Here is a 25,663-nt window from a genome sequence, read left to right as displayed (position 1 = left end):
GTGGGCTTGGGGATGTGTATAAGGGACAGCTCCATCCTTTCTCAAATCTTTTCTCTCTTTTAACTTAAAACCTTTGTCAATACCCAGTATTTGTGCTATAATTTTGTTGCTCATGATATCACTCCTCTCTCTCTTTTTATTTTTTTGTTTTTTGTTCTATGAGGAGTGATATCTTTTTTTATCCCTTTTGTCAAGTATCTCATCAACCATTTTTATTATACAGCCGAAGCGATCTGGTCTGATTCTTTACTTGAAGAAGATGAAGAAGACTTTGATTTGGATTTTCTTGAATCCGTAATGTAGAAACCTTCTCCCTTAAAAGAAATTCCCACGTTACCAATCACCTTTTCAGTTTCCGAACCGCATAGTTCACATTTAACTTCGGGTGTTTCATTCATAGAATGCAAGACAGTGAACTCATAACCACAATTTTTGCATTTATACCTATATAGAGGCAACTTTATCCTTCCCCCTTTTTTATTTTTATTGGAGAAAAATCACAAGTAATCATTGTATACCATATCAAATTTATGTGAAATTTTATATGTTATGGATGTTAATAGTTTTTTTATTTGTCTATTTGTCCTGTTTCCATGTACCATAAATATAGATCTAATTTCCCCAATGGTTCTCCAACCATCTTTGAAAAAACTCTGAGTTCTTTTTCAAGCTTTGTATACTTTTTCTCCGTCCAAGAAGGTTTAGGGACTTCTTTCACAAGCTTATAATCCTTTATAATTCTCAAGATATGCTTATCTAATATAGCGATGTCTTCTCTTCCAACATTTCTTAAAAAATGGCTAGCTTCTTTCCAACCTATGCCTTTAATATTTTCAACCAGAAACCTTCTACTTTCTGAAATATCTTTTTGAAGTAAGTTCTTCAAATTTCCAATTATCCATCTATTTTCAACTATGTATCGTGATCTGGTGTTTGGGAACCTATGTCCAACTTCTTTTAATTTTGATATTAATTGCTTTTCGTTGTAATTGGCGAAACCTTCTTTTGTGATTAATTTCTGTGCTTTTATACCACCCTTTGCCCTCCAATTTGCCGTTAATACACAAAAAGATAGTTCACTGAATAAGTCCAATTCATCCCCATTTTTCCCAATATCTTTAAACTCTTCAAATCTCCTTTCAACTTCATCCTTGATGGTGAGCTTTAGATCTTCTATTTTACTGACCAAAAGATCTGAAGGATTCGTTATTTTAGAATGGTTCATCTATTACCTCCAAGAAAGTTTTAATTATTGGCTTTTTTTCTGTTAGATCTTACAAGTAAGAAGAAACCTATGATCATATAAACGATAAGAGAAATAAAGATTCCAAAAAACTCCGGCTGGCTTAGCTGTTCCCATCCATTTAATAAAGAATTGTCACCTATGATTATAGATGTGTGTTTTTCCAATAAATAGATGGTATAAAAAGAGAGTATAAAACTACCAAATATCACGGAGATGATTGAGATAATTGACTGATAATTCTTTGAAAAGATTATCGCAACGATCACACCTAAGATAGCAAAAATTATCCAAGGAATGTAGGAAATGGGAAAGGGTAGATTATTCAACCATTCACCGTTTGAAGAAATGATAAAAGTTCCAACTGAATAACCAACCAATCCGCCTAATAGAAAACCACCAACCACAAAGGCTATATTTACCAGATGATAGAATACAAAGCCGAAGATCAAACTAAATATCAAATAAATAAAAAAGCTATAATCACCGAACGTTAGGACAAAATTACTAATTAACGGAATTTTTAGCAAATAAGGTATTACTATGGAATAAGAAGCATAGACACCTAAAAGAAAAATAGTAACTTTAAAAGAAATCTTTGAAAAAAGCAAAAGTACTAGGGATAAGGGCAACAAAATATAGACTGAATTAACTAACAATAAATAGAGATTTGTGAATGCCTCATTGTTGATAAAATCGGGAGGAACCATATGAATTTCACTCCTTTTGCACTTTAATTAGTGTTTTAAAATTTTAAACCAGTTAATTGTATCACATATTTTTGATTGGCAAAATGAATTTTATGGTATAATTTTAAAAAGATTTCAACTCCTTTGAATGGAGTGAAGGGTACTAAAGATTTCTATAGAAAGAAAAAAATTCAAAAGTTAAAAGGAGGAATTAAATTGGGAAGTTTAAGAATCGAAGTTGATGAAGAATTTATAAACGGATTAATAGACAAAGTTATAGAAGAAAATACTCAAGTGCAAGGCCTAAAAAATTTGAATGTACAACTGAGGGAAGATGGAATAAATTTTCAAATGGAGGTTAATTTTTTAGGGAAAGATTCAACAGTAGAATCTTTAATTAAAATTTTAGAAAAGCCGGAGGATTTAGAAAACGGTAAGTTACGTTTATCCTTGAGTGGTGATGAAGGGGTTAGGAAAATATTAGAAGGCATATTTTATATATTTTCAGAATTCAGTGAAGCAATTTCTTCCAAAGATTATGAGATTCTAATAGATTTCAATAAAATAAAAATAAATCCTTTTATTGATACTATGTTAAAATCTTTAAAAATTTCTAGATTCGTTCTTCAAGATGGAAAGTTTGAATTACTTCTCGAATTCAAAAAATAGGTGGTGACTAATGAAAGAAATATTGTTGGAAATAGACGAAGAAGCAGCCAAAGAATTTTTGATAAAAGCTTTAGAAAACAGTAAATTTCACTTCTTGAAAAGAATATTTGATCACGTATCGAATATAGAGTTCCGTGATAACGAAATTAGATTCAAGGTGTTGATGTTCAAATACTATTTAAAATTAAAGACATATCCTAGGACATTAACAGGAAAATACGAGTTTTTTCATAATATCCCGGCAAAAATGATCAAAAAAGAAGAACTTCCAAAATTTGTTGAATTAAACGACAAGACAATAGTTATCAATATTCTTGAAAATCCTATTAGCAGAAATATAAGTATAGAGAAATTCGAGATAGAAAACGGGAAATTAAAGCTCATTTTAGGTTTGAATTAAGAAAGGAGCAACGTATTATGGAAATAAATAAAGAATTAATAAAGAAATTAAAAAAACTATCCAACATAGAACTTAGCCCAAGTGAAGAAGAAAAAATAAAGAAAGATCTAAACGATTTATTAGAGTATCTAAAAATATTGGACGAAATAGACGTTGACGAGGTTGAAGAAATGATCTCCCCAGTTGAATTCTCGACTTCCGTTTTAAGAAAAGACGAAGTAGAAAACTTTGAAAATAGAAAAGAAATAATAAACAATTTTCCAGAAAGTAAAGACGGTTTTCTCACTGTACCTGGTATACATATTAACGAGGAAGAATAATTTGAATACAAAAGGAAAAGTGTACGAAGACAAAGCGGTTTCTTACTTTTTGAATAGAGATTATCAAATAATTGCAAGGAATTTTTCTTACAGACATGGCGAAATAGACATAATAGCTTTAAAGAACAAAATACTACATCTTATAGAAGTAAAAGGTGGGAAAGAAACCTTTGGAGACCCCGCTTTCAGGGCAAATTCTAAAAAATTAAAAAAAATCATGAGAACAGGGAATTACTTCATAGCTACCCATAAAAACCTAGAATTTGATGAAATTCAAATTGATGTAATTTCTGTCACCAACGAGGGAGTCATAAATTATTACCCAGCTCAAAGGCTATAAAAAAGTGCCCCTGGAAGGAGTCGAACCTTCATTTGTGGATTAGGAATCCACCGTTCTATCCGTTGAACTACAGGGGCTTACTAAAGACAAAAAATATTATAGCAGAAAATTTGACAGCTGTCAATCGATGAAGAATATTAAGCGTTGTTACTAGTTGAAAGGGGCATTAGTAAGTTTTTGAGTTTGCGGAAACAGTAAAACACTATATGGGGGGTTATAAGTATGAAAAAAGCTTTGTTTCTAATGATGACAGTTATCATGATTGCAAATATGTTTGGATTAAAGGTTATAATGGTTACGGATGCAGGGGGACTCGGAGATAAATCTTTCAACGATGGTACCTGGGCAGGTGTTCAAATGGCTGTCGAACAACTCCCCGATATTGAAGCAGAAATCCTCATATCGAAAGAACAAACCGATTACGTTCCGAATCTTACCAATGCTGCACAGAATGGAGATGTGGTAATAGGGGTAGGATTCATGATGGCTGATGTGTTATTCAATATTGCAATGCAGTATCCTGATACATTTTTTATAGGGATAGACATAGAACCATCTCCTAATCAAGTAATTCCTTCTAATTTAGCTCTTTATACTTTTAAAGAAGAAGAAGGTGGATTTTTACTTGGATATTTGGCGGCTTCCATGACAAAAATCAGTAAAGTGGGTTTTATTGGTGGATTAGAAATTCCACCCGTTAAAAGGTATGAAATTGGGTATCGTTCAGGGGTCGAAGCTTTTAATCAAATCAAAGGGGAAAACGTAACGGTAATCACTGGTTACGTTGGTAGCTTTACCGATTCTTCCAAAACCAAACAAATTGCCCTTTCTCATTACGATAATGGAGCGGATATTATCTTCACGGGGGTAACTACCGCAGCAGTTATAGACGCTGCTAAAGAAGTAGGCTCGTCATTTTATGGTCTCCCCAATAATGCCTCTTTAAACCAAATTATAGACAAATACTTTGAAAAAGGACGAGGGTATTTTGTAATTGGATACGATATGGACCAAGATTTTATGGCACCAGGATATGTTTTAACAAGTTCAAGAAAAAAGGTTGATGTTGCTGCATTTGAAGGGATCAGGTCTGCATTATACGACAGAAATTTTAATTCCGGTCATCACGTTCTAGGAATAGAAGATGAAGGTATGGGTATCTCTCCCATGAAATACACAAAGGGAATGGTTCCAAATGAAGTCATTGCAGAATTAGTCTTTTTGCAAAAGTTGGTGAAAGACGGAGAAGTTAATATTCCTCAAAATGAGGCAGAATTAGGTGTTTTTGACGTTAGTAATATAAATTTTCCATTTTAGATGATTCATATAGATGTGTGGAGAGTGTGTCATCAAATATGATAGAAGACAGTAAAATGACTCAAAAAAGGAGGACAATAATATGGATAGCGAAAATATCATAACCCTATTTGACAACGGGAAACACAAATTCATTTTTTTAGGATCAGAAAGAAAAAGTCTGGAAAGTATTCCAACAAATCAGTATCTAATTGTTCATAACGATGAAGGCGTGTTACTTGATCCAGGAGGAGTACATGTGTTCCCCCGTGTTCTTGCAAGCGTTGTTGAATTCATTGACCTGGGTAAAATAAAACATGTGTTCTATTCCCACCAAGATCCCGATGTATCATCAGGAATAACTTTGTGGGACAGCGTTTTAGAAACTAAGTTTTACATATCAAAATTATGGGAGCGGTTTTTACCCCATTTTGGAGTTTTTGAAAAATCAAGAATGGTTTTGATAGAAGATTCTGGAGGAAAGATAAAATTTAAAGATGGTGCTGAATTACATATAATTCCTGCACATTTCTTACACTCAACGGGGAATTTCAACCTTTACGATCCAACCTCCAAAATACTCTTTTCAGGGGATATAGGTGTATCTGTTTTCCCCGAAGGGAAAGATATGGTCTTTGTAGAAAACTTCTCAAATCACATTAAATACATAGAAGGATTTCACAAAAGATATATGGCATCCAACAAAGTTTGCAAAAAATGGGTTGACATTGTTAAAAAGTTGGATGTTGAACAGATGGTGCCACAGCATGGCGCTATATATAAAAAGCCTGAATATAAAGAATTCCTAAACTGGTTTGAATCTTTAGAATGTGGGACAGATCTAATAGATAACATCTATAAGGTTGGGGCAAAATGAGTGGAAAGGAGAATTATACTGATACCATAAAAGAATTAGCAAAAAGTGTGTATCATGAAAATCTTCTTGTTTCTTTCATTGAAAAACTCCAGGAAGTATTGGGAGACAGGTTTAAGGAAGTTAACGATTCAACTAATATGGTTGGAGAAACCCTTGTTGAACTTATAGAAAGTATAGAAAACACTTCAAATGTAATTGAAAAAACAGTTGAAACTGGAGAAGAAGAGAAAAAAAGGATTTCTGCTAATAATGAAGAAATAATCTCCAAATTGAAAAAATTTGGTAAGGATTTTGATGAAGTAGAAAAAGATGTAGGAAAATCACTAGAAAGTGTATCGCATTTAATGGATAATTTTCAAGAAATAGAAGAACTAACTAACGTTATAAAAAACGTTGCCAAACAAACTAACATACTTTCAATAAACGCTTCAATAGAAGCCGCAAGAGCAAAAGAAGCCGGCAGAGGATTCGCTGTAGTAGCCGAAGAAATTAAAAAACTATCATCTGAAACCAACATCGCATCAAGTAAAATATCTGAAAGAATCATTAACCTCTCAAACCAGGTACTAGAAGTCAAAGAAATAATCAACAACTTAGAAGCAATATTTTCAACTATAACCGATTCTATTGAATCCGCTCTTGTTACATTAAATGGAAATTTATCGTTCATGGATGAATTAACGCAAAATTTGGTTTCAGGAAAAGAAGAACTTAAAGAAAACACCAACAACTTGCTCGCATCAAAAGAAATTATAGAAGAACTTGTCAACAATATACATACCTTGGGAAAAGTCTTAGAAACCGTATTGCAAATGCAAAATAAATTGAAAGAAATTGAAATTTAAAAACCAAGTTAATCTTCTAAAAGAGGGAAATGTGCTATGTTGATTACCGTGATTGGTGGAGGAGCTGCTGGATTAATGGCTGCAACAGTTGCAGCATGGAACGGTGCAAAAGTAAGAATAATTGAAAGAAAAGGCAAATTGGCTAAAAAACTCTTGGCAAGTAGCAACGGAAGAGGAAATTTCTCAAATTTGGATATGAATGAAACCCATTACTACAGCAACAATTTGCCTTTTGTGAAAAAAGTGCGGGATATTTTTGGCGTTGTCCAAACACTTAGTGTTTTTGAAGAATTGGGAATAATGGTAAAAGAAAAAGGTACCAAACTATTTCCCTACACAGAAAAATCAAAAGATATCGTTACTCATTTCATTTACGAATTAGAAAAATACAATGTTGAAGTTGTACTTAACTTCCAAGTCGAGCAAATAATTAAAGAAGGAGAAAAATTTCTCATAAAGGGGCAACACAAGGTATTTCAATCGGATAAAGTAATAGTAGCAACAGGTGGAAACTCCTCTCCTCAATATGGTTCCAACGGAAGTATATTTCCCACTCTCCAAGATTTGGGACATTCTATTGTTGAATTACGACCAGGGTTAGTTCCTTTGAAAGTGAGGCCGCATATTATTGAGGATGTTGCAGGTTCAAAGTTAGAGGGGAATGTGTTTCTAATGGATCAAAACGATGAAATTGTTTCCAAAATCTACACTGGTGAAATACTTTTCAAGAAAAATGATGTCCTCACTGGTATACCAATATTAGAACTCAGTAATTATGTACATGAGTATCTAGAACAAAACTCTCCTCTTTTTCTAAAAATTGTCCCTTTTTCTCAATATTCTCACAAAAGTTTGGTTGATTTTTTAACCAAAAAAGTTAGCTCAAAGCCTGAAAGTCCTATAAAACTCCTACTGGTAAGCATTATCGATGAACGATTGATTCCATATTTTTTACCAAAGATAGGATTTGAAGATTTGGAAGCACCTGTTAGTAGTTTGAATGATAAAGATATAGAAATACTGGCCGATAACTTAAAAGATTGGAACTTCGAAGTTGTAGGTACAACAAATTGGAAAGATTCTCAGGTATCTTTAGGTGGAATTAATACAACTGAAATAGACCCTTATACTTTAGAGTCTACAATTATACCTGATTTATTTTTTGTAGGTGAGGTTATGGATGTAGCTGGAGAAAGCGGAGGATACAATTTGCAATGGTCCTGGTCTACTGGATATTTAGCAGGAAATTCCGCTTCTTCTGAATAAAAAGAAGTATGGAGGGTGTGAATCCAATGGAGATTGGTTTAGTACACTACAGGGTAGGAGAAACAGACGGGGTTTCCTTGGAAATGGTTAAATGGAAGCAAGTCCTTAGAAACATGCATTTAAAAACGTATTTAATCGCCGGAGATATGGGGACGTCGGCCGGATTCAAAATCCCATACATTGCATATACGGATAAAAGAAGTAACGTACTGAAACAAAAATCTTTTGTAAATTTAAACAGCTGGAACGAGGCTTATTTTAAAAAGGAGATGAATAGATACATAGAAGATATTTACAATCAACTATATGAAATGATGGATTTGGATGTAATGATTGTGAATAACATCTTTTCATTAGCCCACAATCCTGCAGCAGCCGTGGCTATTTACAGGTTCTGTAAAGATAACGGGATTAAGATGATAGGTCACCACCATGATTTTTACTGGGAAAGAGATTTTTACAAAAATCCAACCAATGATTACATCAAAGAGATCTTGGAAGAATATTTTCCCCCAAAAGACATACCCCACGTCGTCATAAATTCACTTGCCCAAGAAGAGTTGAAAAATAAGAAAGGGTTGGATAGTATCGTCATACCTAATGTATTCGATTTTAACCAAAAACAGTGGGAAATAGACGATTACAACATAAAAATATACGAAAAGCTGAATATATCTCAGAACGATCTGATATTTTTGCAAGCAACTAGAATTGTCAGAAGAAAAGCTATAGAATTGGCGATCGACACAGTGGCGGAAGTAAAAAAGGATTTGAAAAAGTATATTGGAAAAACGACCTTCAACGGTAAAAAGATAACTCAAGATACAAACGTATTTTTAGTGTTACCTGGCCTTTCGGAAGAATCTGACTATGTAGAAGTGTTGAAAGAATATGCCTCACAAAAAGATGTAGAACTAAAATTGGCTTTTTCCATTTCCGATGACATCAGACACGAAGAGGAAGAGATCTTCTCTCTATGGGATTTTTATGCAATAGCCGATTTTATAACCTATCCAAGCATTTTAGAAGGTTTTGGTAATCAATTTTTGGAAGCGATATTCTCAAAAAAGCCTGTATTGATGTTTGAATATCCCGTTTACAAAAAAGACATAGCACCCTTAGGCTTTGAAGTTGTCAGTCTAGGAAGTAAAGCTGAGTATGAAAGAGGCATGTATAGAGTCAACCAAAACGAAATTATTAAAGCAAAAGAAGAAATTTTTCAAATTCTTTTCAATGCCCAAAGGGCTTCAGAGATTGTCCAAAAGAATTTTAAACTGGGAAAGAAATACTTTTCCTATGAAACTTTGGAAAAAAAGTTAAAAAATTTGTTGATAGAAAAAGCTCATTTGGGCTTGTGATTATCCTTATAGGAGGGTTGCGAGGGAAAGGGCACTAACAAAGACTAAGAGCAGCTTATATAAAAAGTTATAAAAAATCTTGTTTTAAAAGGGTCATAGGTCGAAGCCCTCCCACCTGCAGGGTCTAAGGGACCGCAGGTCCTTTCCCCAGAAGGGTGGGGAGCGGAGTAAAAGGGCGCTATAAAATTCTAAAGGCAATATAAAACAATTAAAGACAGGGGGAGATAAATATGACACTCAAATGGAAAATGGCAATTTTAATCATCTTGGTATCCGTTGTACCTATGGCGTTTTTTATCACTTATTCATCATTGAATTATAGTAACATATTGAAAGAAGACACTTCTCAATTAATCGAGATAAACAATTTCCAAACAGCAAATTTTTTGGGTCAGTACATAAATGATCTCAAAAAAGTTACTTCTTCAATCGCTAGTGATCCCGATATCATCAATTTACTTGAACAGTCAAAAGAAGAAAGAGATCGAATGTATCAAAAACTGCAAAATTTCATTGAAGAATACCCTGAATTCATATCTGTTTATGTGGGATCAAAAAACGGTGAAATGTTTATGAGACCCGTAGAATCTGAAAATGAACTACCAAGTGATTATGATCCAAAAGTCAGGCCTTGGTACAAAGACGCTCTTCAAAAGCCGCAAGATGTTATTGTAACAGATCCTTACGTAGATGTAGTAACAGGTGATACCTTAGTTACCCTTTCAAAGGCTGTAAAAAGCGCTAAAAATGAAATAATCGGAGTAGTTGGAATAGACCTTTCCATGTCTAAGGTTTATGAAATTATTGGTAATGAGTTAGGAACCGGAGAAACAATTTATGTGATAAACCAAAAAGGTCAGATAATCTTTCATCCTGAAAGCGATAAAATTGGTCAAGACATTTCAAAAGAAGAATACTTTAAAAACTTAACTCAGGAAAGTGGTTCCATGTATGTTCAAAACGGATCAACATTCTTAGCTTATGATAAAATTAGCGATCCAAATTGGACGGTTATTACCCAAGTGGATACTAAGAATTTATTCAGTGAAGTAAGATCTATTACGAACTTCACTCTTATGCTCTTCATAATAATAGCCGTAGTTGCAGTAATAGTAGGTATTTTATTCGTAATTTACTACATTATAAAACCGATAAACAAACTGAAGACGTATCTTTCAGCGGTAGGAGAAGGTGATCTATCAACTTCTGTAGAAATAAACTCCAAAGACGAAATTGGACAAATGGCAGATTCTTTAAATCAAGCAATAGGTGCCTGGAAGAATTCTATAAACTCAATAAGAGAAGGCTCTTTAAAGATCGACAGTTCTGCTATGGAATTACTCAACATTTCTAAAAACAGTTCTCAATTGGCAGAAACCCTTTCGGAAAAGGCTGCTGAAATAAGTGAAAACGCTGAAGACACCTCCGCCTCTGTTGAAGAGGTTACATCAGGGATTCAGGAAATATCGGCAGCTGCTCAAAATGTTTCTAAATCAGCTCAAGAGCTGAACACTGCTGCTGCAGAAACAGAAAACGCCGCTAACGAAGGACTTGAGTCTATAAAATCTATAGATAAAACAATAAAAGAAGCTGTGGATAAATCCAAAAAAACTCAGAATGTAGTAAAAGCCCTAATAGAAAGATCTGAAAACATTGGCAAGATCGTTAACACGATAAATTCTATAACAGAGCAGACAAATCTTCTAGCCTTGAACGCCGCTATAGAAGCAGCAAGAGCAGGAGAAGCAGGGAAAGGATTCGCGGTTGTAGCTGATGAAATAAGAGGTTTGGCGGAAGATTCCAAAAATGCAACTTCACAGATCGAAAAAATGCTTGAAGGTATTAAAAACAGCACCAATGTTGTAAATGATAGCACAAACGAAACCGTTGGAATAATCCAAAGTATCAACGATCAAATTGACGGTATAAACGACAGATTCCAAGAAATTTTGAATATGGTAAAAAATTTAAACGGTGGAATAGACAACTTAACAGCAACTTCTCAAGAACAAAGTGCAAGCACAGAAGAAATGAGTTCAGCTATGGATAGAGTCGCACAAGCAGTAACTTCTATAAGCGAAAGTTTGAATGAGGTAACCAACCTAATTAACACCCAAAAAGAAGACGCAAAGAAAATTGAAAAGAACTCTAAAGAACTCTCTACTTTATCGGAAGAGCTTTCAGAACAGTTGAAAATATTCAGACTGTAGGAGAATTTATCTTGATTAAACTGTACTTAGGTTACTATTTAGAAGCACTCACCGACAACCAACTTGAAGTTTTAGACAAACTCAAATTTGAAACTTATGAAAGAGAAAACATTCTTAAATTCAGAAAAGAAGTGAAAGACAAAAAGGAAATAGTGCAAGTACTAAAAATCTTAAAAACCTTTGAAATAGTACCTGGTTACGCACTTCAAAAAGACGAAGATTTCTATGATTTTGATGAAGAAGCATCTAAAAAAAATGAAATAATCATTGATGAACTGGGAGAAGGATTCCTGTTATTCCTTCTCTCAATTTTAGAAAAAGAAAAAGAAGCCATACAAAAGGACAAAGAAGCCTTAAAAGGAATCATAGAATCCTTATCTTATGATTACATGGTCCAGATAAATATATGGAACAGATACGGTTATGCAAGGTTGTACATAAAGCAAGAGGATGAAGATATCGGTTTTTTAGACTTGATACACAAATGGTACAAAAGCGAACCAGAATACGAACAATTCTTCAAAGACCTAATGAAGGATAAAAGAATACTAAATTTATCACAGTATTTCTTAAAAAAAGAAGGCTACAGAAAATAACAAAATTGGCGGGTTACAGAGTATAGTGAAGGACCCTAAACTCAGTAGAAGAGCTAAAAGAATTATTGAAATAATTTTCAAAAAGGCGCCCTAAATGGGCGTTTTTCAATTAAAAATTACCACTAAATGCTACTAACTCTCCTCATCAATACATATTTGAAGTCAATTAAAAAAACAGTTGAAAATCATATGGAAAAGTATATAATAAAGTTAATAACAGTGAAATACTTATTATCGACAATAAGAAAATTAGACAAAGTGATATTATTGAAAGAAGGGGAGAAAGAGTACCTGAAGTGGAGGAACTTTAATGAAATATAAAAACGCGTTGTATTTTCTTTGGGAAGAGGTCTCTCGTTTTAAAAAAGAGTTATTCATAAATTTCATACTGATTTTCTCATCAATACCACTAGTAGCCGTGACTCCATTTTTAATCGAAAACTTGATGCAAGAAATTACAACAATAAACGATGGGCAAGGGATTAAAAGTGCCTTAATTACAGCTTTACTGATTCTTGTTATTTATTCCCTCACACGTTTTATTTGGTTTCTAAGCGATTATCATGGAGACATTTTGAAACTGTTAGTGAAAGGGAGCTTGCGTGAGAAATTATATCTAAAGGTTCTAAAATTACCTGCCTCGTACCATAAAAGGAAGCCATCTGGTGAATTGATGGCGCGATTCACCTCTGATATAGATATAGTTGGAGAAGAAACACTTTTTTTCACATCTGTTTTTCAGGCAATAGCTGAATTTTCGGTAGGATGTTATGTCGCTTTTAAATTAAATACTTATTTAGCGATAATATTTGTTTGTTCCCTGCCCATATACTTGTTATGCCAAAAGCAATTCAAACCAAAGATGGAAAGTATGTCTTTGTTAGAACGAGAGGCAAACGATAACGTTGTGAAATCAATAGAAGAAGGAATAAATTCAGCAATTATCATAAGGTTATTAGAAAAAACTACCTATTTTTATCATCTTTTTCAAAACAAGATTCGCAATTGGAATAACTCTATGAAAAACAAAAGTTTTTATGAAAAACTATATAATAGTATAACTATGTATATTGAAGAAGGTTTACCTATTATTATTTTGTGTATAGGTGCAATTTTATCAATGAGGGGTTTGGTAGATATTCCAACGCTGATCGCCTTTTTTACATTCGTTGGAAGGCTATATGTCCCAGTATGGAACTTAGCTTTTCTCTTTACTACCACACCAGCGGCTTTTCCATCAATAAATAGAATTGAAACTTTACTAAACCAAGAAGAAGAAAAAGTACGTAAAGGAATGCCCTTTCCAAAAGAATTTACAATTGATTTTCACGACGTTTTCTTCTCATATGAGGGAAATAATTATATATTAAAAAATATAAATTTGCAAATCAGCAAAGGTGAAAAGATAGCCATTGTTGGATCTACCGGAACAGGGAAAAGCACTTTACTTTTACTATTAACCGAGTTATATAAACCGCAAAGAGGAGAAATATTGCTAAATAAATTAAAACTTTCACAATATGATCTTTTAGAATTACGAAGAAATATAAAATATGTAGAAAGTTCTCCTTTTATATTCAATGCAAGCATAGAAGAGAATATCTTATTAGGTGAAAAAGTTGAAAAAAGTACAATAAATAAGATTTTAGAAATCACACAACTAACAGAATTTTCAGAGTCTCTTAATAAAAATTGTTTGCTTTTATCCAGTGGGCAAAAGCAAAGAGTCAATTTAGCACGAACATTATTACATCCTCCTAAGGTGCTTTTGTTGGATGAAGCTACTTCTGCAATGGATTCACACACTGAAGAATTAATATTTGAAAGTCTAAAGGAAAAGGAAAAAGATATGGCAATAATCTTGGTTTCTCATCGCCTTTCAACAATAACAAAAGCAGATAAGATATATTTTATGGCAAACGGTACTATAGTGGATTCGGGCTCACACATAGAGTTATACAAAAAGAATGAAAGTTACAGAGAATTATTTAAGAAGCAGTATGTGAAAGATGCTCAGAATGACAGATAAAAACTTAAAAAACATTATAATGCATTTATAGAATTGTTCTAAAAGAAGAGAGGATACAAAGAGTTTGAAAAAATGGAGGTGTCGAATATGGTTGATAACAGTTTTGCTATTGAGCGGCATATTTGTTTTTGGCGGAGAAAATAAAGATACATTTCAGACAAGTGAGGTAGTACCCGACACGATTGTAAGTGTTGTGGAAGAAGTATGGTAAATGTTTGATCGATGTATTTACTTTGTGAAAAAAGCAACATTTGAAAAAGCCTAAAAGATTTAAAAAGGGAAAATTAAAAGAATACAGAGCGGTTATCAAAAATGGATAAATTTGGTTTCTTAGACTTTCTTGAAAAACGAGTCAATTAACTTTTAAATCAAACATAAGAGGAGGGAAAATTTGTGGGAATAATTTTAAAGAAGATTACAAAAACTTATAAAGAAGGACAAATTGAAAAGCATGCTCTGATAGATATTGATTTAGAAATTGAAGAAGGAAGCTTTGTAGCTATCATGGGAGAATCAGGTTCAGGGAAAACAACACTTTTAAACCTCATAGGTTTGATAGATGAAGTTACCTCAGGTAAGATAATTGTTGATAGCAAAGATGTGACAGCTTTAAGCCCTGCGAAAAAGACTGAGTATAGAAAAAATAACATAGGTTTCATATTTCAGGATTTTAATTTGATAGATTCATTGAACGTAGAAGAAAACATCATGTTGCCGTTAATAATGAGCAATTATTCAAAAAACGAAATTTATGATAAAGTCAACGATGTAGCAAAAAGGATAGGGATTGAATCGTTGATAAATTATTACCCTATGCAAATCTCAGGGGGTGAAAAACAAAGGGCGGCAATCGCAAGGGCTGTTATTTGTAATCCCAAGATATTGTTAGCAGATGAACCTACCGGGGCGTTAGACACAAAGAATGCGAAAATTATTATGGATTTATTTGTTGAGATAAATAACCAAGGACAAACTATCTTATTAGTTACCCACAGTCCTTACATCGCCAGCTATGCTAAAGAAGTTGTTTTTTTGAAAGACGGATCTATCTTTTCTCAAAAAAGACGTGAAAATAAAAATAGAAATGATTTTTACAACGAGTTATTATCTGTAATTCTTTATTGATGGAGGGGATACGTTATGAAAAGAGGAATAATAACCAAAATCGTAACAAAACAAATAAAGCAAAGCAAAGAATTATATTATCCTTTCATTCTTTCACTTTTTACCAACGTATTTGCCATATTAATGTATTCAGAGTTAGGAACAAATATAGAGATAGTGGTTCCAACAAATAGCACTTTTTTTCAGGAATTTTTTTGGTTAGGGATCATCATATTAGGCCTTTTCTCTTTAATATTTCTTCTATATACTAACAATATAGTAACCAAAAGATATGCCAAAAACATTGGGGTTTTATTAACCATTGGCATCCCCAAAAAAGGTATATTTCTTGTGATCTCTTTACTGTACTTAATAATGTACGTAATTGGTTTTGTTTTAGCCAGTTTAGGCGCTTATATTTCAAAACTAATCATTGCCGGCATTATCAAAAGAACAACGGGAGTACTTGAAGTTAACCTTTTGACTGTTGATTTTTCTTTACTTTTAAATGTGTTTTTATTTTTCTTCGTTCTTGTATTTATACTCATCATTCAAAGCTATATTATGATAAGTAGAAAAACTGTGAGACAGTTACTCTCCTTTTCAGCCGTTCCCACCAAGATACCAAAAAGTAGTAGTGGAAAAGCTGTTTTAGGATTAATCTTTATTATCTTTACTTGGACAATAATGACTAGGTTGAAAAGCTTTTTGGGAATATTTTTAGCTGTCCCTTTAATCATAATAGCAACCTATTTATTTTTTAATTATGTGAGCATAAATTACATAAGTAGAATGAAAAGAAGTAAAAAGTTTTTAAAAGTGGAAAACTTCATACCAACATCAAACTTACTTTTTAGGATGAGCAAAAACGGTATTTCCTTAGCGAATATCTGTATTTTATCAACATTGATACTTTTAGCCCTTACAACAGCATCTTCTGTATTCTTTGGAAAAGAAACAATGATTGACAACAGACTAAACAGGGACGTTTACATAGAAACAAATTCAGAAAATGAAAGTACTAGTATAAAAGAAAGTATAAATACCCTCAAAGAAGAATATCAAGCCACTTTTGTAAATTATGCTGAATATGATGAATTTACAACTGACGCCATTCTAAAAGAGGATGTAATGTATTTTGGACTAACGCTAACGCCAGAAAACATTAGTAATCATTGGGCAATCTCAATAATTCCGTTAGAAGACTACAATAATTACGCTCCGGAAAAGTTGTCATTGGAAGAAAATGAAATAGCTATCTATTCTCTTTATACCCCTTTAAATCTTTCAACTTTAAAGATGCAAAACCAAGCTCTTCAAAAGGAATTCAAAATTTTGGAATTAGATTCTTTTTACATCAAAGAACGGATTCCAAGTTATTTGTTTAGGCACTTATATATCGTAGTTGATTCTATAAATGAAATTAACGAAATAGTAGGATCAACTGAAGAAAGTCACGTTATTTCGTTTGACGTGACAGAAGAGGTTGATACAGAATTTTTTTACTCTTTAGATAATGCTTTAAAAAGTAAAAGAACGATTTTCTATGAGATCAAAAAAATAGTATCAGACGAATGGATAATGTACTTTGGGGGTGGCTTGATTTTGTTGATATTTATGAGTTTATTGTTTATGATGACTTTTATACTCACTTTATACTTCAAACAAATATCCGAAGGGTATGAAGATGCCAAAAGATACGATATTTACAGAAAGTTGGGAGTGAGCGAAAAAATAATAAAAAATAGCACCAGTAAACAGATGTTAAGAATATTCTCTTTACCATTATTAGGTGCGTTACTTCATGGTATTTTCTCTCTTTTCTTAATAAGGAGAATGTTATTAGCCTTCCGGATGAGCAGTTTTATGATTATACTCAATTCTTTTCTTGTGATTGCCTTTATTTTTGCGGTTGTTTATTATATAAGTTACAAATTGACCTCAAGAGTATATTATAGGATCATTTCATAAATTTAGTGCATTTTTTCTGTGATTGGAGATTAAATGAAAAAATGGGGTTTTCTGATTAAATAAATTTTATAGCTAAAAGTACCACAAAAACCGTTTTCAAAAATGCATTGTTGAGTGGTCAACAAGTAACAACAAATTTGTTTGTAGGGAGATGGATTTGATGGATATTATAGAAATAAAAAATCTCTGCAAAGAATACAAAGGAAAAGAAGAGCCTGCTTTAAAAAATATAAACATCTCAATTAAAGAAGTGAAAAGATGAATTCAATGAGTGTACGTTTCTTGTAAATTTCTTAGAAGAAAGGAGACTCCCTGTTAAGGGAACGACGGAAATTCTCGTTAGATCCCTTCTAGGGCGTTTCTTTTAAATAGTTTCTGTATTTAGTTCTACCTAAAAGGTAATTAGAAAGATCAGCTAAGATCCAAATACTTAACAACCTTTTCCAAAAGATTGAAAGCATAATTCTTATCATGGTAGCAAGCAGTGGAAACAACAAAGAAGGAAGTGAAAATTTGATTCATATTAGTGAGGTTCAAGTCAAAGAATTATTTTCAAAAACTAAATTGCCGGATGCAGATTATGTATGCAATCCCTATGTGGGATGCACGCATAAATGTATTTATTGTTATGCGGAATTTATGAAACGTTTTACAAACCATAATTATAATTGGGGAGATTTTATTGATATTAAGAAGGTTTCATCAATAAAAATTCCTGAATTCAAAGAGAATCAAACAATATTATTTAGTTCTGTTACAGATCCATATAATTCGTTCGAAAAAAAGTATGAGGCGACAAGAAAAATATTGAAGAAGCTTACTGGAACTAAGGCTCATGTTGAGATCTTAACGAAGTCAGCATTAGTTACGCGAGATATTGATTTGATAAAGCAGTTTTCAAATATTAAGGTTGGGATTTCTATGAATACCTTAGATGATAAATTTCGAAAAGAAATAGAACCATATGCTTCTTCGGTGGAAAAGAGACTGGATGTTTTATATAAACTTAATGCAGAAGGAATCAATACGTATGTATTTATATCTCCAATCTTTCCAGGGATCTGTGATTATGAATCAATCATAGAGAAGATCTATAAGCATACCCATTATATCTGTTTTGAAAATTTAAATTTGAGAGGTAGTTATAAAGGAAGGGTAATGAATTACATAAAGAATACCAGAACCCATTTGCTACCCTTGTATGATAATATTTATAATAAGAATGATAATTCTTATTGGGAAAGGTTGAAAGATGATATATTAAAAACCTGTGAAAAATATGGTGTTGATTGCAGAATCTATTTTTATCATGATAAAATAAAAAAGAAGTAAAAATCGGGTAAAAGCGGTATTTATCAGACTTATAGTATAATTAAGTTGAACAAACAAAAAAGAAAACTCTTTACCAATCTTTTAGTACACTCTTTCCCCTAAAGGGACCTCTTTATCGGGATGCAGTAAAACAACCTGTCCTTTTTCGTTATTTACTCCCAATACAAGAACTTCTGAAATAAAATTAGCAATCTGCTTTGGTGGGAAATTGGTAACCGCAATGACAAGTCGATTTAAAAGTTCCTCTTTTTTATATACCTCTGTAATTTGAGCGCTTGAATGTTTTAATCCATACTCTCCAAAATCGATGGTAAGTTGATAAGCAGGCTTTCTTGCTTTTGGAAAGTCACCAACTTGTATAATTTTCCCTACTCTCATCTCAACTTTTGCAAAATCTTCGTATTGAATCAACTTCCTTCGCTCCTTTGTTTACAACTCATTATAAAATACCTTCGATATATAATCCAAAATTGAATTTATAAACTGTTCTTTATTCACAATTTCACACAATAGTTTAATGTTTATTTCTCAACCCCTTTTTTCTTTACTCACTAGCAACAAAAATATAAAATAAAATTCACTTCAAAAACTTTTCTTTGGAATATTAACAACTCTCGAAGCTTCTATATTTTTTTCTTAAGTTCATTATATCATAACTCTCTTATAATAAGTAAAAGAAATGGCAAAAACAGTATATTCGGCAAAAAAATCGTAAATATTTTAACGTAACTATTTTTTGACTGATCTCTGTAATAGTTTATCAATGCATATTTGAAGCCAATTAAAAAAACAGTTGAAAACCATATGAAAAAGTATATAATAAAATTAAGATCTTTAGAAGGGTGGGGAGCAAGTTTCACATTCGTAGATATCTTTGGTAAAAAACTGATGGTTGAATAAGAAAAAGAAAATGCTGTGATGAACGGAGGCAAAGGGAACAGATATTAAGTTTTAGAATTTTTAAAGGCAGTAATTTTATAAAAACCGGAGGATAAAATGTATGGGGCGTTTTGGTAAATCAATCAGACTTGACTCTACAATAATGAAATATTATTTTATTATTATACTTTACGAAAGTATTGATAAATTATTCGGCACTGTATATGTTGCTCATATGGGTATAAGGGGATTAACCTCATTTCAGATCGGACAGGTATTAGCGATTGCTTCAATAGCGTTAAGTGTATTAGACTTTCCAACTGGAAACATTGCTGATAAATACGGTCGGAAAAGATCGTTAGTGTTAGGATTTTTTATATGGTCCATTGGTTTACTGGTATTTTTCCAAGCAAATAATCTATTCACTTTTATCTTGAGTATTTTATTTTGGGCAGCCGGTGTTGCATTGATTAGCGGCACTCCGGGAGCTTGGTTTGTAGATGAAATTACTAAAGAAGGTCGAGCACATTTAAAAGCGAAAGTGTTTCCGAATGCAAATGCAATTTCACTAATATTCGGAGCTATTGTAGCTTTATTGTCCTCTGTTCTTGCAATTGGTCGTCCGGATTTTCCCTTATTGGTTGCTGGTATAATGGCACTTGGGACATCGATCATTCTTATTTTCATTTTAAATGAAAATTACGGAGATAGGGCAATTTCATTTAGGAAAGCCCTTGTTCGAAACACAATTGATATTTTTAAAAGTACCACAATGAGATTAATTTTGATTTACTCTATGACAGGAATAATTGCATTTCAGACCTTTGTAATGATATGGCAATTATATATGGTCAAAGAGCTTAAATTGCCTACTGCATACTTAGGTTTTACAATGGCTATTTTTCTTGTAGTTTTAGCCGTTGGAAATAGTTTAGCAGGCATACTTCTAAAGCGTTTTGAAGGTGTGAAAGTATCAATAATGGGGCAAAGTTTAATTGCAATTGGTTCTATTACAATCGCTTCTCACGCTTCAATTGTTGCTTTCTACTTAGGAGCCAGTTTAATAGAATTGGGATTGGGCATAGATAAGAGTGCAAGTTCAGTATGGGTTCACGATCTCATTCCAAGTGAGAGGAGAGCATCTTATATTTCAGCTATTTCTGCTGCTGGATCCTTGTTTGGTTTCACTATCCCTTTGGTAAGTGGTTATATTGCGGATCAAATAGGTTTTCGCTACAATTGGTTGTTAGCCTTTATAGGAAGCATTATTACTATTACTCTATTAATCAAAATTGGTACAAAAATAAGAACTGTGAGAGAAGTGATTGAGAATGTTGAGGAATCAAATTAGTGAAATTAATGCTTGTTTTCATAAGGTATTATCAGGAGGTTAAAAGGGATGAATCAAAAAAAGTTAGACCAAGAAAAATCCATGAAAAAATTTATGATAATTTGGATAGGGCAATTCGTCTCTATTTTAGGTTCTGGTTTGACAACTTTTGGGTTATCTGTCTGGGTTTTAGAAGCAACTGGAAGTGCAATGACTTTCACTATGACTGTTTTAATGCGGATTTTACCAGGGATAATCTTTGCACCGATCGCAGGAACAGTCGCTGATAGGAAAAACAGGAAAAATATAATTATATTCACAGACGCATTTGACGCACTTTTAAAAATGTTTATGATCATATTGCTTATAACGGGGCAAATGAAACTATGGATGATTTTCCCTATTAACTTCATATCTGCAGTATTTGGGACGTTTCAAGGTCCTGCATTCACTGCCTCTATTCCAGAAATTGTTCCTAAGAAAAACCTTGGTAGGGCAAATGGAATGATGCAATTAATCCCCTCCATTCAAAATATAATAGCCCCTGTAGTAGCAGGAGCCCTATACCCTTTAATTGGTTTATCAGGTTTATTAACAATCGATTTTATAACATTCTTTGTAGCAATAGGAACAGTCCTATCACAAAAAATCCCACAGCCTGTTATCGAAGATAAAAGGGTAAATATGGGTAATATAATCAATGATTTTAAATATACCCTTACCTATTTAAAAGGAAAACAAGGTTTTTTCTCACTCATAGCTGTATTTGCCCTGTTAAACTTTATAGCTAATTTATGTATTGTGCTTGTGGGACCAATAATAATGGGTAATTATAATTCCGTAATTTATGGGATGGTAAATTCCATATCGGGAATAGCATTAGTTTTAGGAGGGTTAGTTGCAAGTGTTATACCAACTATTAAAAATAGGGTAAAAGCGATATTTACTGGACTCATACTATCAGGTATAGGTTTGTGTGTGATGGGTGTATCGCCTCTTTGGTATATAATTGGTGTGGGATTTTTCATATTTATGTTGCCTGTTCCATTCACAAATGCGACACTTGGTACCATAATGCAGCTAAAAATTGAGGGTAAAGTTTTGGGTAGAGTGGGCGCTGTGATAGATGGACTTTTGAAAATTATAACTCCAGTTGCAATTGTATTATCAGGTGTTTTGGCAGAAAAAGTATTCAATCCACTTCTTATAGATGGAGGCACATTAGCGAATACGTGGATTGGCTCTTTAATAGGTGTTGGGAAAAACAGGGGGATAGGACTTATGTTCATTCTATCTGGTTTGATTTTATGTGTCGTTTGTGTTTTAATGCTATTTAATAAAGTAGTAATGAACCTAGAAGAAAATAATCCAGATGCAGTTTTAGATTAAGAAAAAGAGAACCCGATTTTTTCCCGAAAATATGGGTTAATTAATCTCGAGTTAAATTAAGTTTACCTAGCTAAGGGCGTAGTGTCCTCTCTTTTCCTTTAAACATGATTTCCACTTATAGAGGAGGAGAAATGAATTTAACAAACTTGCGTAAGATATTATCTTTTTATTCTTTGATTGGAAAACGAAGGCTTATACCCATATTGATTGGTGGCTTCCTTGCAACATCATCAGTTGTATTCGGTTTTTTCATTCCATTGCTGGTAAGAACCATCATAGACGGGTTAACAATAAATATGCAAATGGAATGGAACTCCATTTATCTTTTAGCGATCTTATACACTGCCTCGTTTATCTTAACCTACATTGGCGACCAAATTTATTTACGTGAAAAATTCAAAGCTGCCGCGGATCTATCAAATCGTATTTTCAAACTCTCTTTCTTTTTCCCTTGGAAAAAACTTAAGCAACAAGGTTCGGCATACTATGCCTCTTTGATTAATAATCAACTTAACGAAGCTTTTGTCGTTCTTGATTATGGTTTTATTCGCAACATTTTTGTGCTTATACGTATGGTACTAATTTTGGTAATGGTTTTCGCTTGGAGTAAATTCTTTTTCTTCTTGTTTGTGGTGAATGTGGCGATTGTAGGTATATACACAAATATTATTGATCGAGTAAGCCATCGCCCTTACTCCCGAGGGTATGAATTAATGAGACAAGCAACGAATTTCATAGTTGAAACTTTCGAAAATCTCCATGAAATCTTTGCTGGAGAAGCAAAATCAAAACGTGAAAATGAATATGAAAGAATATACCAAAAGATTACAGACTCAGTGGTGGAAGCAGAAATACCAAGATCAAGGTTTGACAAATTGATGGTTGATCTGCCAGATTATTTTTCTCGTCTAATAATCTTGGTATATGGAAGTTTTTTAGTAATTAATGGACGTATGACCGTTGGAACAATATGGGCATTGTGGACATATTTTTCCTTTGTGACGGAACCTTTATACCTATTTAGGGAATTGGCCCGAATTGCAGTACGTGTTTCTGCAAATCTTGATACCATCCTTAATTATTTCGACGAAGCAGAACATGCACAAAAGAATTACACGAAGCATGAAATATTTCCGGTTCCAATGGCCCCCGTATATAGTCTGAAAGATGTCAGTTTTGGCTTTGAACCTGATAAAACATTTCTAAAAAAAATTTCCTTAAAAGTTCAGCATGGGGAAACAATTGCTATTGTAGGCTTATCAGGAGAAGGAAAATCCACTTTACTCAATATACTACTTGGATTAGAGCAAAACTATGAAGGAGAAGTAAGAATCCTAGGTAATGAATTAAAAGGGACCTACCCCCTGGCAGTGTTCAAATATGTTGGATATTACTCTCAAACTGTTGGGATTTTCAATGAAACGCTTGAAAGCAATATCGTTATGGGAAGAAAGTTAGAAGAGAAACGATTGGAAAAAGTAATTGATGATCTTAGATTGGATCATTTAAAAGGAAGACTTTTAGGAGAAGGAGGTAGTTTTGTTTCGGGCGGTGAAAAACAACGGATACAACTTGCAAGGTTATTTTACGCTGAAAAAGATGTAGTGGTGGTTGACGAACCACTTACTAATCTAGATACCATAAACGAAAGTATTTTACTTGAAAAACTTGAAGGTTATTTATCCACACGTTCTGGGATTATTATTTCCCATAAACCAAATGTTATTAGTCTTGCAAATAGGGTATTTGTGTTAAAAAATGGAACGGTTGCAGCGACAGGTAGCTTTAGTGAGCTTATGGCCGGAGATGATACTTTCAAAGGAATAATTGAAAGCTATCTATCAAGTGCTAACGAGATCGGACGAAAGAAGAGGGAATAAATTTTTTGGATCTCTTTCAAAAAGTAAGGGTAGAAAAAATAGAAACTTACGTACTAGATGATAAATAATAGTCATTTAAATAAGGAATTGGTTGCAATGTATTTATGTCTCTGAGCTAACCAATCTTTTTCACGGACATTTAATATGATTTAATGCGGGGTGATAGAGGATGAAGGGATTTTTTGTTGTTTTGTTGATCGGTGTTGAATTATAAAATTAAAACACAAAAAGTTGACTTTTTTGTACAATATGTGTTATAGTTAAATATAACAACAAAACATTGGGGGTGATTGTAAATGTCCAGGTACAATTATTTGTTAAAGCTTGTCTTTGCAATTGTTTTCGGTATTTCGGCTCTCTTTATACCTTCCTTCTTTTTGAAAATCATTTTTTCGACAGTTGCGATTGTTTTTCTGGCTCTTAACCTGAAAAGCTTTAAAATTTTGTTTGTTATTTTAGCGGTAGTTTTATTTGTGATTCCAGCAAGTATATTTTCTAATTTTATAGGTTCACAGCTTGATTGGGATAATTTATGGAGTAATATTTTCAATGGGGAAGAATTTTATAACCAAAACGATTATAGCTACAATTCTAATACTGAAGAAATCCAACCCGATATCTACATAGAAAGGGCTGAAAATTTACAAATTGAAGGAATAAATTTAGAAATAATTTTTGATGAAACGTCTGACCAGGTCTACATTCCTAGTCAAATTAATCATAGGAGAAACGGAAATACATTAACATTAACATCACACATTAAATATCAAAATTTTACTCCAAAAGTGATCATAGTAATTGGCTCAAAAGTACCCTACAAGAACATAAGGATAAACTCAACAGGTTTGAATGTAGAGGGAAATTTAGAAGTAGAAAATTTTGATTTAAATACCACTGGGCTTGATTTCAATGTAACACTTGAAGCGAGTAATCTTTCGATAAATTCTACAAGTTTAGATATTGATGGTGAGATACACGTGGGCAACGCTGAAATCGATTCAACAGGAACTAGTTGGGAGGGTTTAGTAGATGCCGAAGAGTTAAAGCTAGATTCTGGAAGTTTAAGTTTTGATGGTGATATACATGTGGGCAATGCTGAAATCGATGCAACAAGAATTAATTGGGAGGGCTTAGTAGATGCCGAAGAGTTAAAGCTAGACGGCACTAGTATGGATATTGATCTCTCAGTAATTAACGCAGAACATATCTATATTGACGGGACTACATTGAACGGTACCATAAAATACATGGATAAATGGGTAGGTACCAGGTATTTATCAATTGACAGGACTTCTGGTGAACTAGATATTCTAGAACCTTCGGATAATGAAGGAAGGTTGGACCTTGATACCCAAGACAGAATTGAGATCAGAAGAAAAAAATATTGAAAGGGTTGTAAATATGCTGTATGAAGTAGATAAACATAGTGGGATACCATCCACGTATGCTTTAAGTGCATTGAGGAAGTCTTTACTAACAGGGGCCACCTTTGTTGATGTGAAGAATGAAATAATAGTTTTGATCATCATGAGTTTACTGACGATTCCTTTGGGATTGTTGTTATTCAGATTTGGTTTCAACAAAGCAAGAGAAACAGGTAGTTTGATAGAGTATTAGATATTATTTAACTCAAAAAGTTG

The 25,663-nt window shown here is 33.0% G+C and carries 24 protein-coding genes and 1 tRNA gene; 20 read left to right on the top strand and 5 right to left on the bottom strand.

The annotated features are described in order from the left end of the window. Window positions 1-215: 215 nt before the first annotated feature. From X927_RS00640 to X927_RS00630, 3 genes are all read right to left on the bottom strand, one after another. Complete coding sequence (locus X927_RS00640; RefSeq protein ID WP_103076196.1) at window positions 216-458, bottom strand: FmdB family zinc ribbon protein; 243 nt, start codon at window positions 456-458, stop codon at window positions 216-218. 110 nt (window positions 459-568) lie between these two features. Next, window positions 569-1,225: an N-glycosylase/DNA lyase gene (locus X927_RS00635; protein WP_103076195.1), complete on the bottom strand. Its 657-nt coding sequence runs from the start codon at window positions 1,223-1,225 to the stop codon at window positions 569-571. A 20-nt stretch (window positions 1,226-1,245) separates the two neighbouring features. Next, the gene (locus X927_RS00630) at window positions 1,246-1,953 is read right to left on the bottom strand and encodes a hypothetical protein (protein ID WP_103076194.1); all 708 of its coding nucleotides are present in this window, start codon (window positions 1,951-1,953) and stop codon (window positions 1,246-1,248) included. Window positions 1,954-2,148: 195 nt separating this feature from the next. Between X927_RS00630 and X927_RS00625 the strand changes: the two genes are divergently transcribed. From X927_RS00625 to X927_RS00610, 4 genes are read left to right on the top strand one after another with little or no spacing between them, the layout of a single operon-like run. Beyond that, window positions 2,149-2,601: a hypothetical protein gene (locus X927_RS00625; RefSeq protein WP_103076193.1), complete on the top strand. Its 453-nt coding sequence runs from the start codon at window positions 2,149-2,151 to the stop codon at window positions 2,599-2,601. Between the two features lie 10 nt (window positions 2,602-2,611). Next, a complete protein-coding gene (locus tag X927_RS00620; protein ID WP_103076192.1) occupies window positions 2,612-3,001 on the top strand; it encodes a hypothetical protein in 390 nt (129 codons plus the stop codon). A 17-nt stretch (window positions 3,002-3,018) separates the two neighbouring features. After that, complete coding sequence (gatC, locus tag X927_RS00615) at window positions 3,019-3,321, top strand: Asp-tRNA(Asn)/Glu-tRNA(Gln) amidotransferase subunit GatC (RefSeq protein ID WP_103076191.1); 303 nt, start codon at window positions 3,019-3,021, stop codon at window positions 3,319-3,321. Between the two features lies 1 nt (window position 3,322). Next, a complete protein-coding gene (locus X927_RS00610; RefSeq protein WP_169925078.1) occupies window positions 3,323-3,661 on the top strand; it encodes a YraN family protein in 339 nt (112 codons plus the stop codon). A 5-nt stretch (window positions 3,662-3,666) separates the two neighbouring features. Here the strand turns inward: X927_RS00610 and X927_RS00605 are convergent. After that, window positions 3,667-3,738 (bottom strand) — tRNA-Arg (locus X927_RS00605). 145 nt (window positions 3,739-3,883) lie between these two features. Here X927_RS00605 and X927_RS00600 point away from each other — a divergent pair. The 11 genes from X927_RS00600 (at window position 3,884) to X927_RS00550 (ending at window position 18,545) form a co-directional block, all read left to right on the top strand. Beyond that, entirely contained in the window at window positions 3,884-4,978 is a 1,095-nt protein-coding gene (locus tag X927_RS00600) for a BMP family lipoprotein (protein ID WP_103076189.1), read from the top strand. A gap of 82 nt (window positions 4,979-5,060) precedes the next feature. Beyond that, complete coding sequence (locus X927_RS00595) at window positions 5,061-5,834, top strand: oxygen-binding di-iron domain-containing protein (protein WP_103076188.1); 774 nt, start codon at window positions 5,061-5,063, stop codon at window positions 5,832-5,834. Further along, entirely contained in the window at window positions 5,831-6,679 is an 849-nt protein-coding gene (locus tag X927_RS00590; protein WP_103076187.1) for a methyl-accepting chemotaxis protein, read from the top strand. Before X927_RS00595 ends, X927_RS00590 begins: the two co-directional genes overlap by 4 nt. 36 nt (window positions 6,680-6,715) lie before the next feature. Next, window positions 6,716-7,945, top strand: a complete 1,230-nt coding sequence (locus X927_RS00585; protein WP_103076186.1) for a BaiN/RdsA family NAD(P)/FAD-dependent oxidoreductase — start codon at window positions 6,716-6,718, stop codon at window positions 7,943-7,945. A 26-nt stretch (window positions 7,946-7,971) separates the two neighbouring features. Beyond that, complete coding sequence (locus X927_RS00580) at window positions 7,972-9,303, top strand: glycosyltransferase family 4 protein (protein ID WP_169925077.1); 1,332 nt, start codon at window positions 7,972-7,974, stop codon at window positions 9,301-9,303. 230 nt (window positions 9,304-9,533) lie between these two features. Continuing rightward, window positions 9,534-11,513 carry a methyl-accepting chemotaxis protein gene (locus X927_RS00575; RefSeq protein ID WP_103076184.1) on the top strand — a complete coding sequence of 660 codons (1,980 nt, stop codon included), beginning with the start codon at window positions 9,534-9,536 and terminating at the stop codon, window positions 11,511-11,513. 11 nt (window positions 11,514-11,524) lie between these two features. After that, window positions 11,525-12,109 carry a hypothetical protein gene (locus X927_RS00570; RefSeq protein ID WP_103076183.1) on the top strand — a complete coding sequence of 195 codons (585 nt, stop codon included), beginning with the start codon at window positions 11,525-11,527 and terminating at the stop codon, window positions 12,107-12,109. 310 nt (window positions 12,110-12,419) lie between these two features. Beyond that, a complete protein-coding gene (locus tag X927_RS00565; RefSeq protein WP_103076182.1) occupies window positions 12,420-14,138 on the top strand; it encodes an ABC transporter ATP-binding protein in 1,719 nt (572 codons plus the stop codon). A 393-nt stretch (window positions 14,139-14,531) separates the two neighbouring features. Continuing rightward, window positions 14,532-15,263, top strand: coding sequence for an ABC transporter ATP-binding protein (locus X927_RS00560; protein WP_103076181.1), 732 nt, complete (start codon window positions 14,532-14,534; stop codon window positions 15,261-15,263). A gap of 15 nt (window positions 15,264-15,278) precedes the next feature. Then, entirely contained in the window at window positions 15,279-17,213 is a 1,935-nt protein-coding gene (locus X927_RS00555) for an FtsX-like permease family protein (RefSeq protein WP_103076180.1), read from the top strand. A gap of 513 nt (window positions 17,214-17,726) precedes the next feature. Beyond that, entirely contained in the window at window positions 17,727-18,545 is an 819-nt protein-coding gene (locus tag X927_RS00550) for a radical SAM protein (protein WP_211287783.1), read from the top strand. Window positions 18,546-18,626: 81 nt separating this feature from the next. On the opposite strand, the gene X927_RS00545 is transcribed toward X927_RS00550, so the two are convergent. Next, window positions 18,627-18,956 carry a tRNA-binding protein gene (locus X927_RS00545; RefSeq protein ID WP_103076178.1) on the bottom strand — a complete coding sequence of 110 codons (330 nt, stop codon included), beginning with the start codon at window positions 18,954-18,956 and terminating at the stop codon, window positions 18,627-18,629. A 589-nt stretch (window positions 18,957-19,545) separates the two neighbouring features. On the opposite strand from X927_RS00545, the gene X927_RS00540 reads away from it, so the two are divergent. The 5 genes from X927_RS00540 to X927_RS00520 all read left to right on the top strand — a co-directional run bounded on the left by X927_RS00540 (window position 19,546) and on the right by X927_RS00520 (window position 25,640). Then, window positions 19,546-20,775, top strand: a complete 1,230-nt coding sequence (locus X927_RS00540) for an MFS transporter (RefSeq protein WP_103076177.1) — start codon at window positions 19,546-19,548, stop codon at window positions 20,773-20,775. A 48-nt stretch (window positions 20,776-20,823) separates the two neighbouring features. After that, window positions 20,824-22,143, top strand: coding sequence for an MFS transporter (locus tag X927_RS00535; protein WP_103076176.1), 1,320 nt, complete (start codon window positions 20,824-20,826; stop codon window positions 22,141-22,143). A gap of 131 nt (window positions 22,144-22,274) precedes the next feature. After that, on the top strand, window positions 22,275-24,023 hold the full coding sequence (locus tag X927_RS00530) for an ATP-binding cassette domain-containing protein (protein WP_103076175.1): 1,749 nt from the start codon (window positions 22,275-22,277) through the stop codon (window positions 24,021-24,023). 296 nt (window positions 24,024-24,319) lie between these two features. After that, the gene (locus tag X927_RS00525) at window positions 24,320-25,411 is read left to right on the top strand and encodes a hypothetical protein (protein WP_103076174.1); all 1,092 of its coding nucleotides are present in this window, start codon (window positions 24,320-24,322) and stop codon (window positions 25,409-25,411) included. Continuing rightward, window positions 25,368-25,640, top strand: a complete 273-nt coding sequence (locus tag X927_RS00520; RefSeq protein ID WP_245855431.1) for a hypothetical protein — start codon at window positions 25,368-25,370, stop codon at window positions 25,638-25,640. The genes X927_RS00525 and X927_RS00520 overlap by 44 nt, the downstream gene beginning before the upstream one ends. Window positions 25,641-25,663 lie beyond the last annotated feature (23 nt).

This window comes from Petrotoga mexicana DSM 14811 (assembly GCF_002895565.1).
Lineage (GTDB): Bacteria > Thermotogota > Thermotogae > Petrotogales > Petrotogaceae > Petrotoga > Petrotoga mexicana.
Note: the sequence above shows the minus strand (reverse complement) of the source record. Positions and strands in the feature narration are given on the sequence as shown.

What these genes read in the sequence shown, in the direction of transcription:
- X927_RS00635 (WP_103076195.1), bottom strand. Translation starts at nt 1,225, where the DNA reads ATGAACCATTCTAAAATAACGAATCCTTCAGATCTTTTGGTCAGTAAA.
- X927_RS00630 (WP_103076194.1), bottom strand. Translation starts at nt 1,953, where the DNA reads ATGGTTCCTCCCGATTTTATCAACAATGAGGCATTCACAAATCTCTAT.
- X927_RS00620 (WP_103076192.1), top strand. Translation starts at nt 2,612, where the DNA reads ATGAAAGAAATATTGTTGGAAATAGACGAAGAAGCAGCCAAAGAATTT.
- gatC (WP_103076191.1), top strand. Translation starts at nt 3,019, where the DNA reads ATGGAAATAAATAAAGAATTAATAAAGAAATTAAAAAAACTATCCAAC.
- X927_RS00600 (WP_103076189.1), top strand. Translation starts at nt 3,884, where the DNA reads ATGAAAAAAGCTTTGTTTCTAATGATGACAGTTATCATGATTGCAAAT.
- X927_RS00595 (WP_103076188.1), top strand. Translation starts at nt 5,061, where the DNA reads ATGGATAGCGAAAATATCATAACCCTATTTGACAACGGGAAACACAAA.
- X927_RS00590 (WP_103076187.1), top strand. Translation starts at nt 5,831, where the DNA reads ATGAGTGGAAAGGAGAATTATACTGATACCATAAAAGAATTAGCAAAA.
- X927_RS00585 (WP_103076186.1), top strand. Translation starts at nt 6,716, where the DNA reads ATGTTGATTACCGTGATTGGTGGAGGAGCTGCTGGATTAATGGCTGCA.
- X927_RS00580 (WP_169925077.1), top strand. Translation starts at nt 7,972, where the DNA reads ATGGAGATTGGTTTAGTACACTACAGGGTAGGAGAAACAGACGGGGTT.
- X927_RS00575 (WP_103076184.1), top strand. Translation starts at nt 9,534, where the DNA reads ATGACACTCAAATGGAAAATGGCAATTTTAATCATCTTGGTATCCGTT.
- X927_RS00565 (WP_103076182.1), top strand. Translation starts at nt 12,420, where the DNA reads ATGAAATATAAAAACGCGTTGTATTTTCTTTGGGAAGAGGTCTCTCGT.
- X927_RS00555 (WP_103076180.1), top strand. Translation starts at nt 15,279, where the DNA reads ATGAAAAGAGGAATAATAACCAAAATCGTAACAAAACAAATAAAGCAA.
- X927_RS00540 (WP_103076177.1), top strand. Translation starts at nt 19,546, where the DNA reads ATGGGGCGTTTTGGTAAATCAATCAGACTTGACTCTACAATAATGAAA.
- X927_RS00535 (WP_103076176.1), top strand. Translation starts at nt 20,824, where the DNA reads ATGAATCAAAAAAAGTTAGACCAAGAAAAATCCATGAAAAAATTTATG.
- X927_RS00530 (WP_103076175.1), top strand. Translation starts at nt 22,275, where the DNA reads ATGAATTTAACAAACTTGCGTAAGATATTATCTTTTTATTCTTTGATT.
- X927_RS00525 (WP_103076174.1), top strand. Translation starts at nt 24,320, where the DNA reads ATGTCCAGGTACAATTATTTGTTAAAGCTTGTCTTTGCAATTGTTTTC.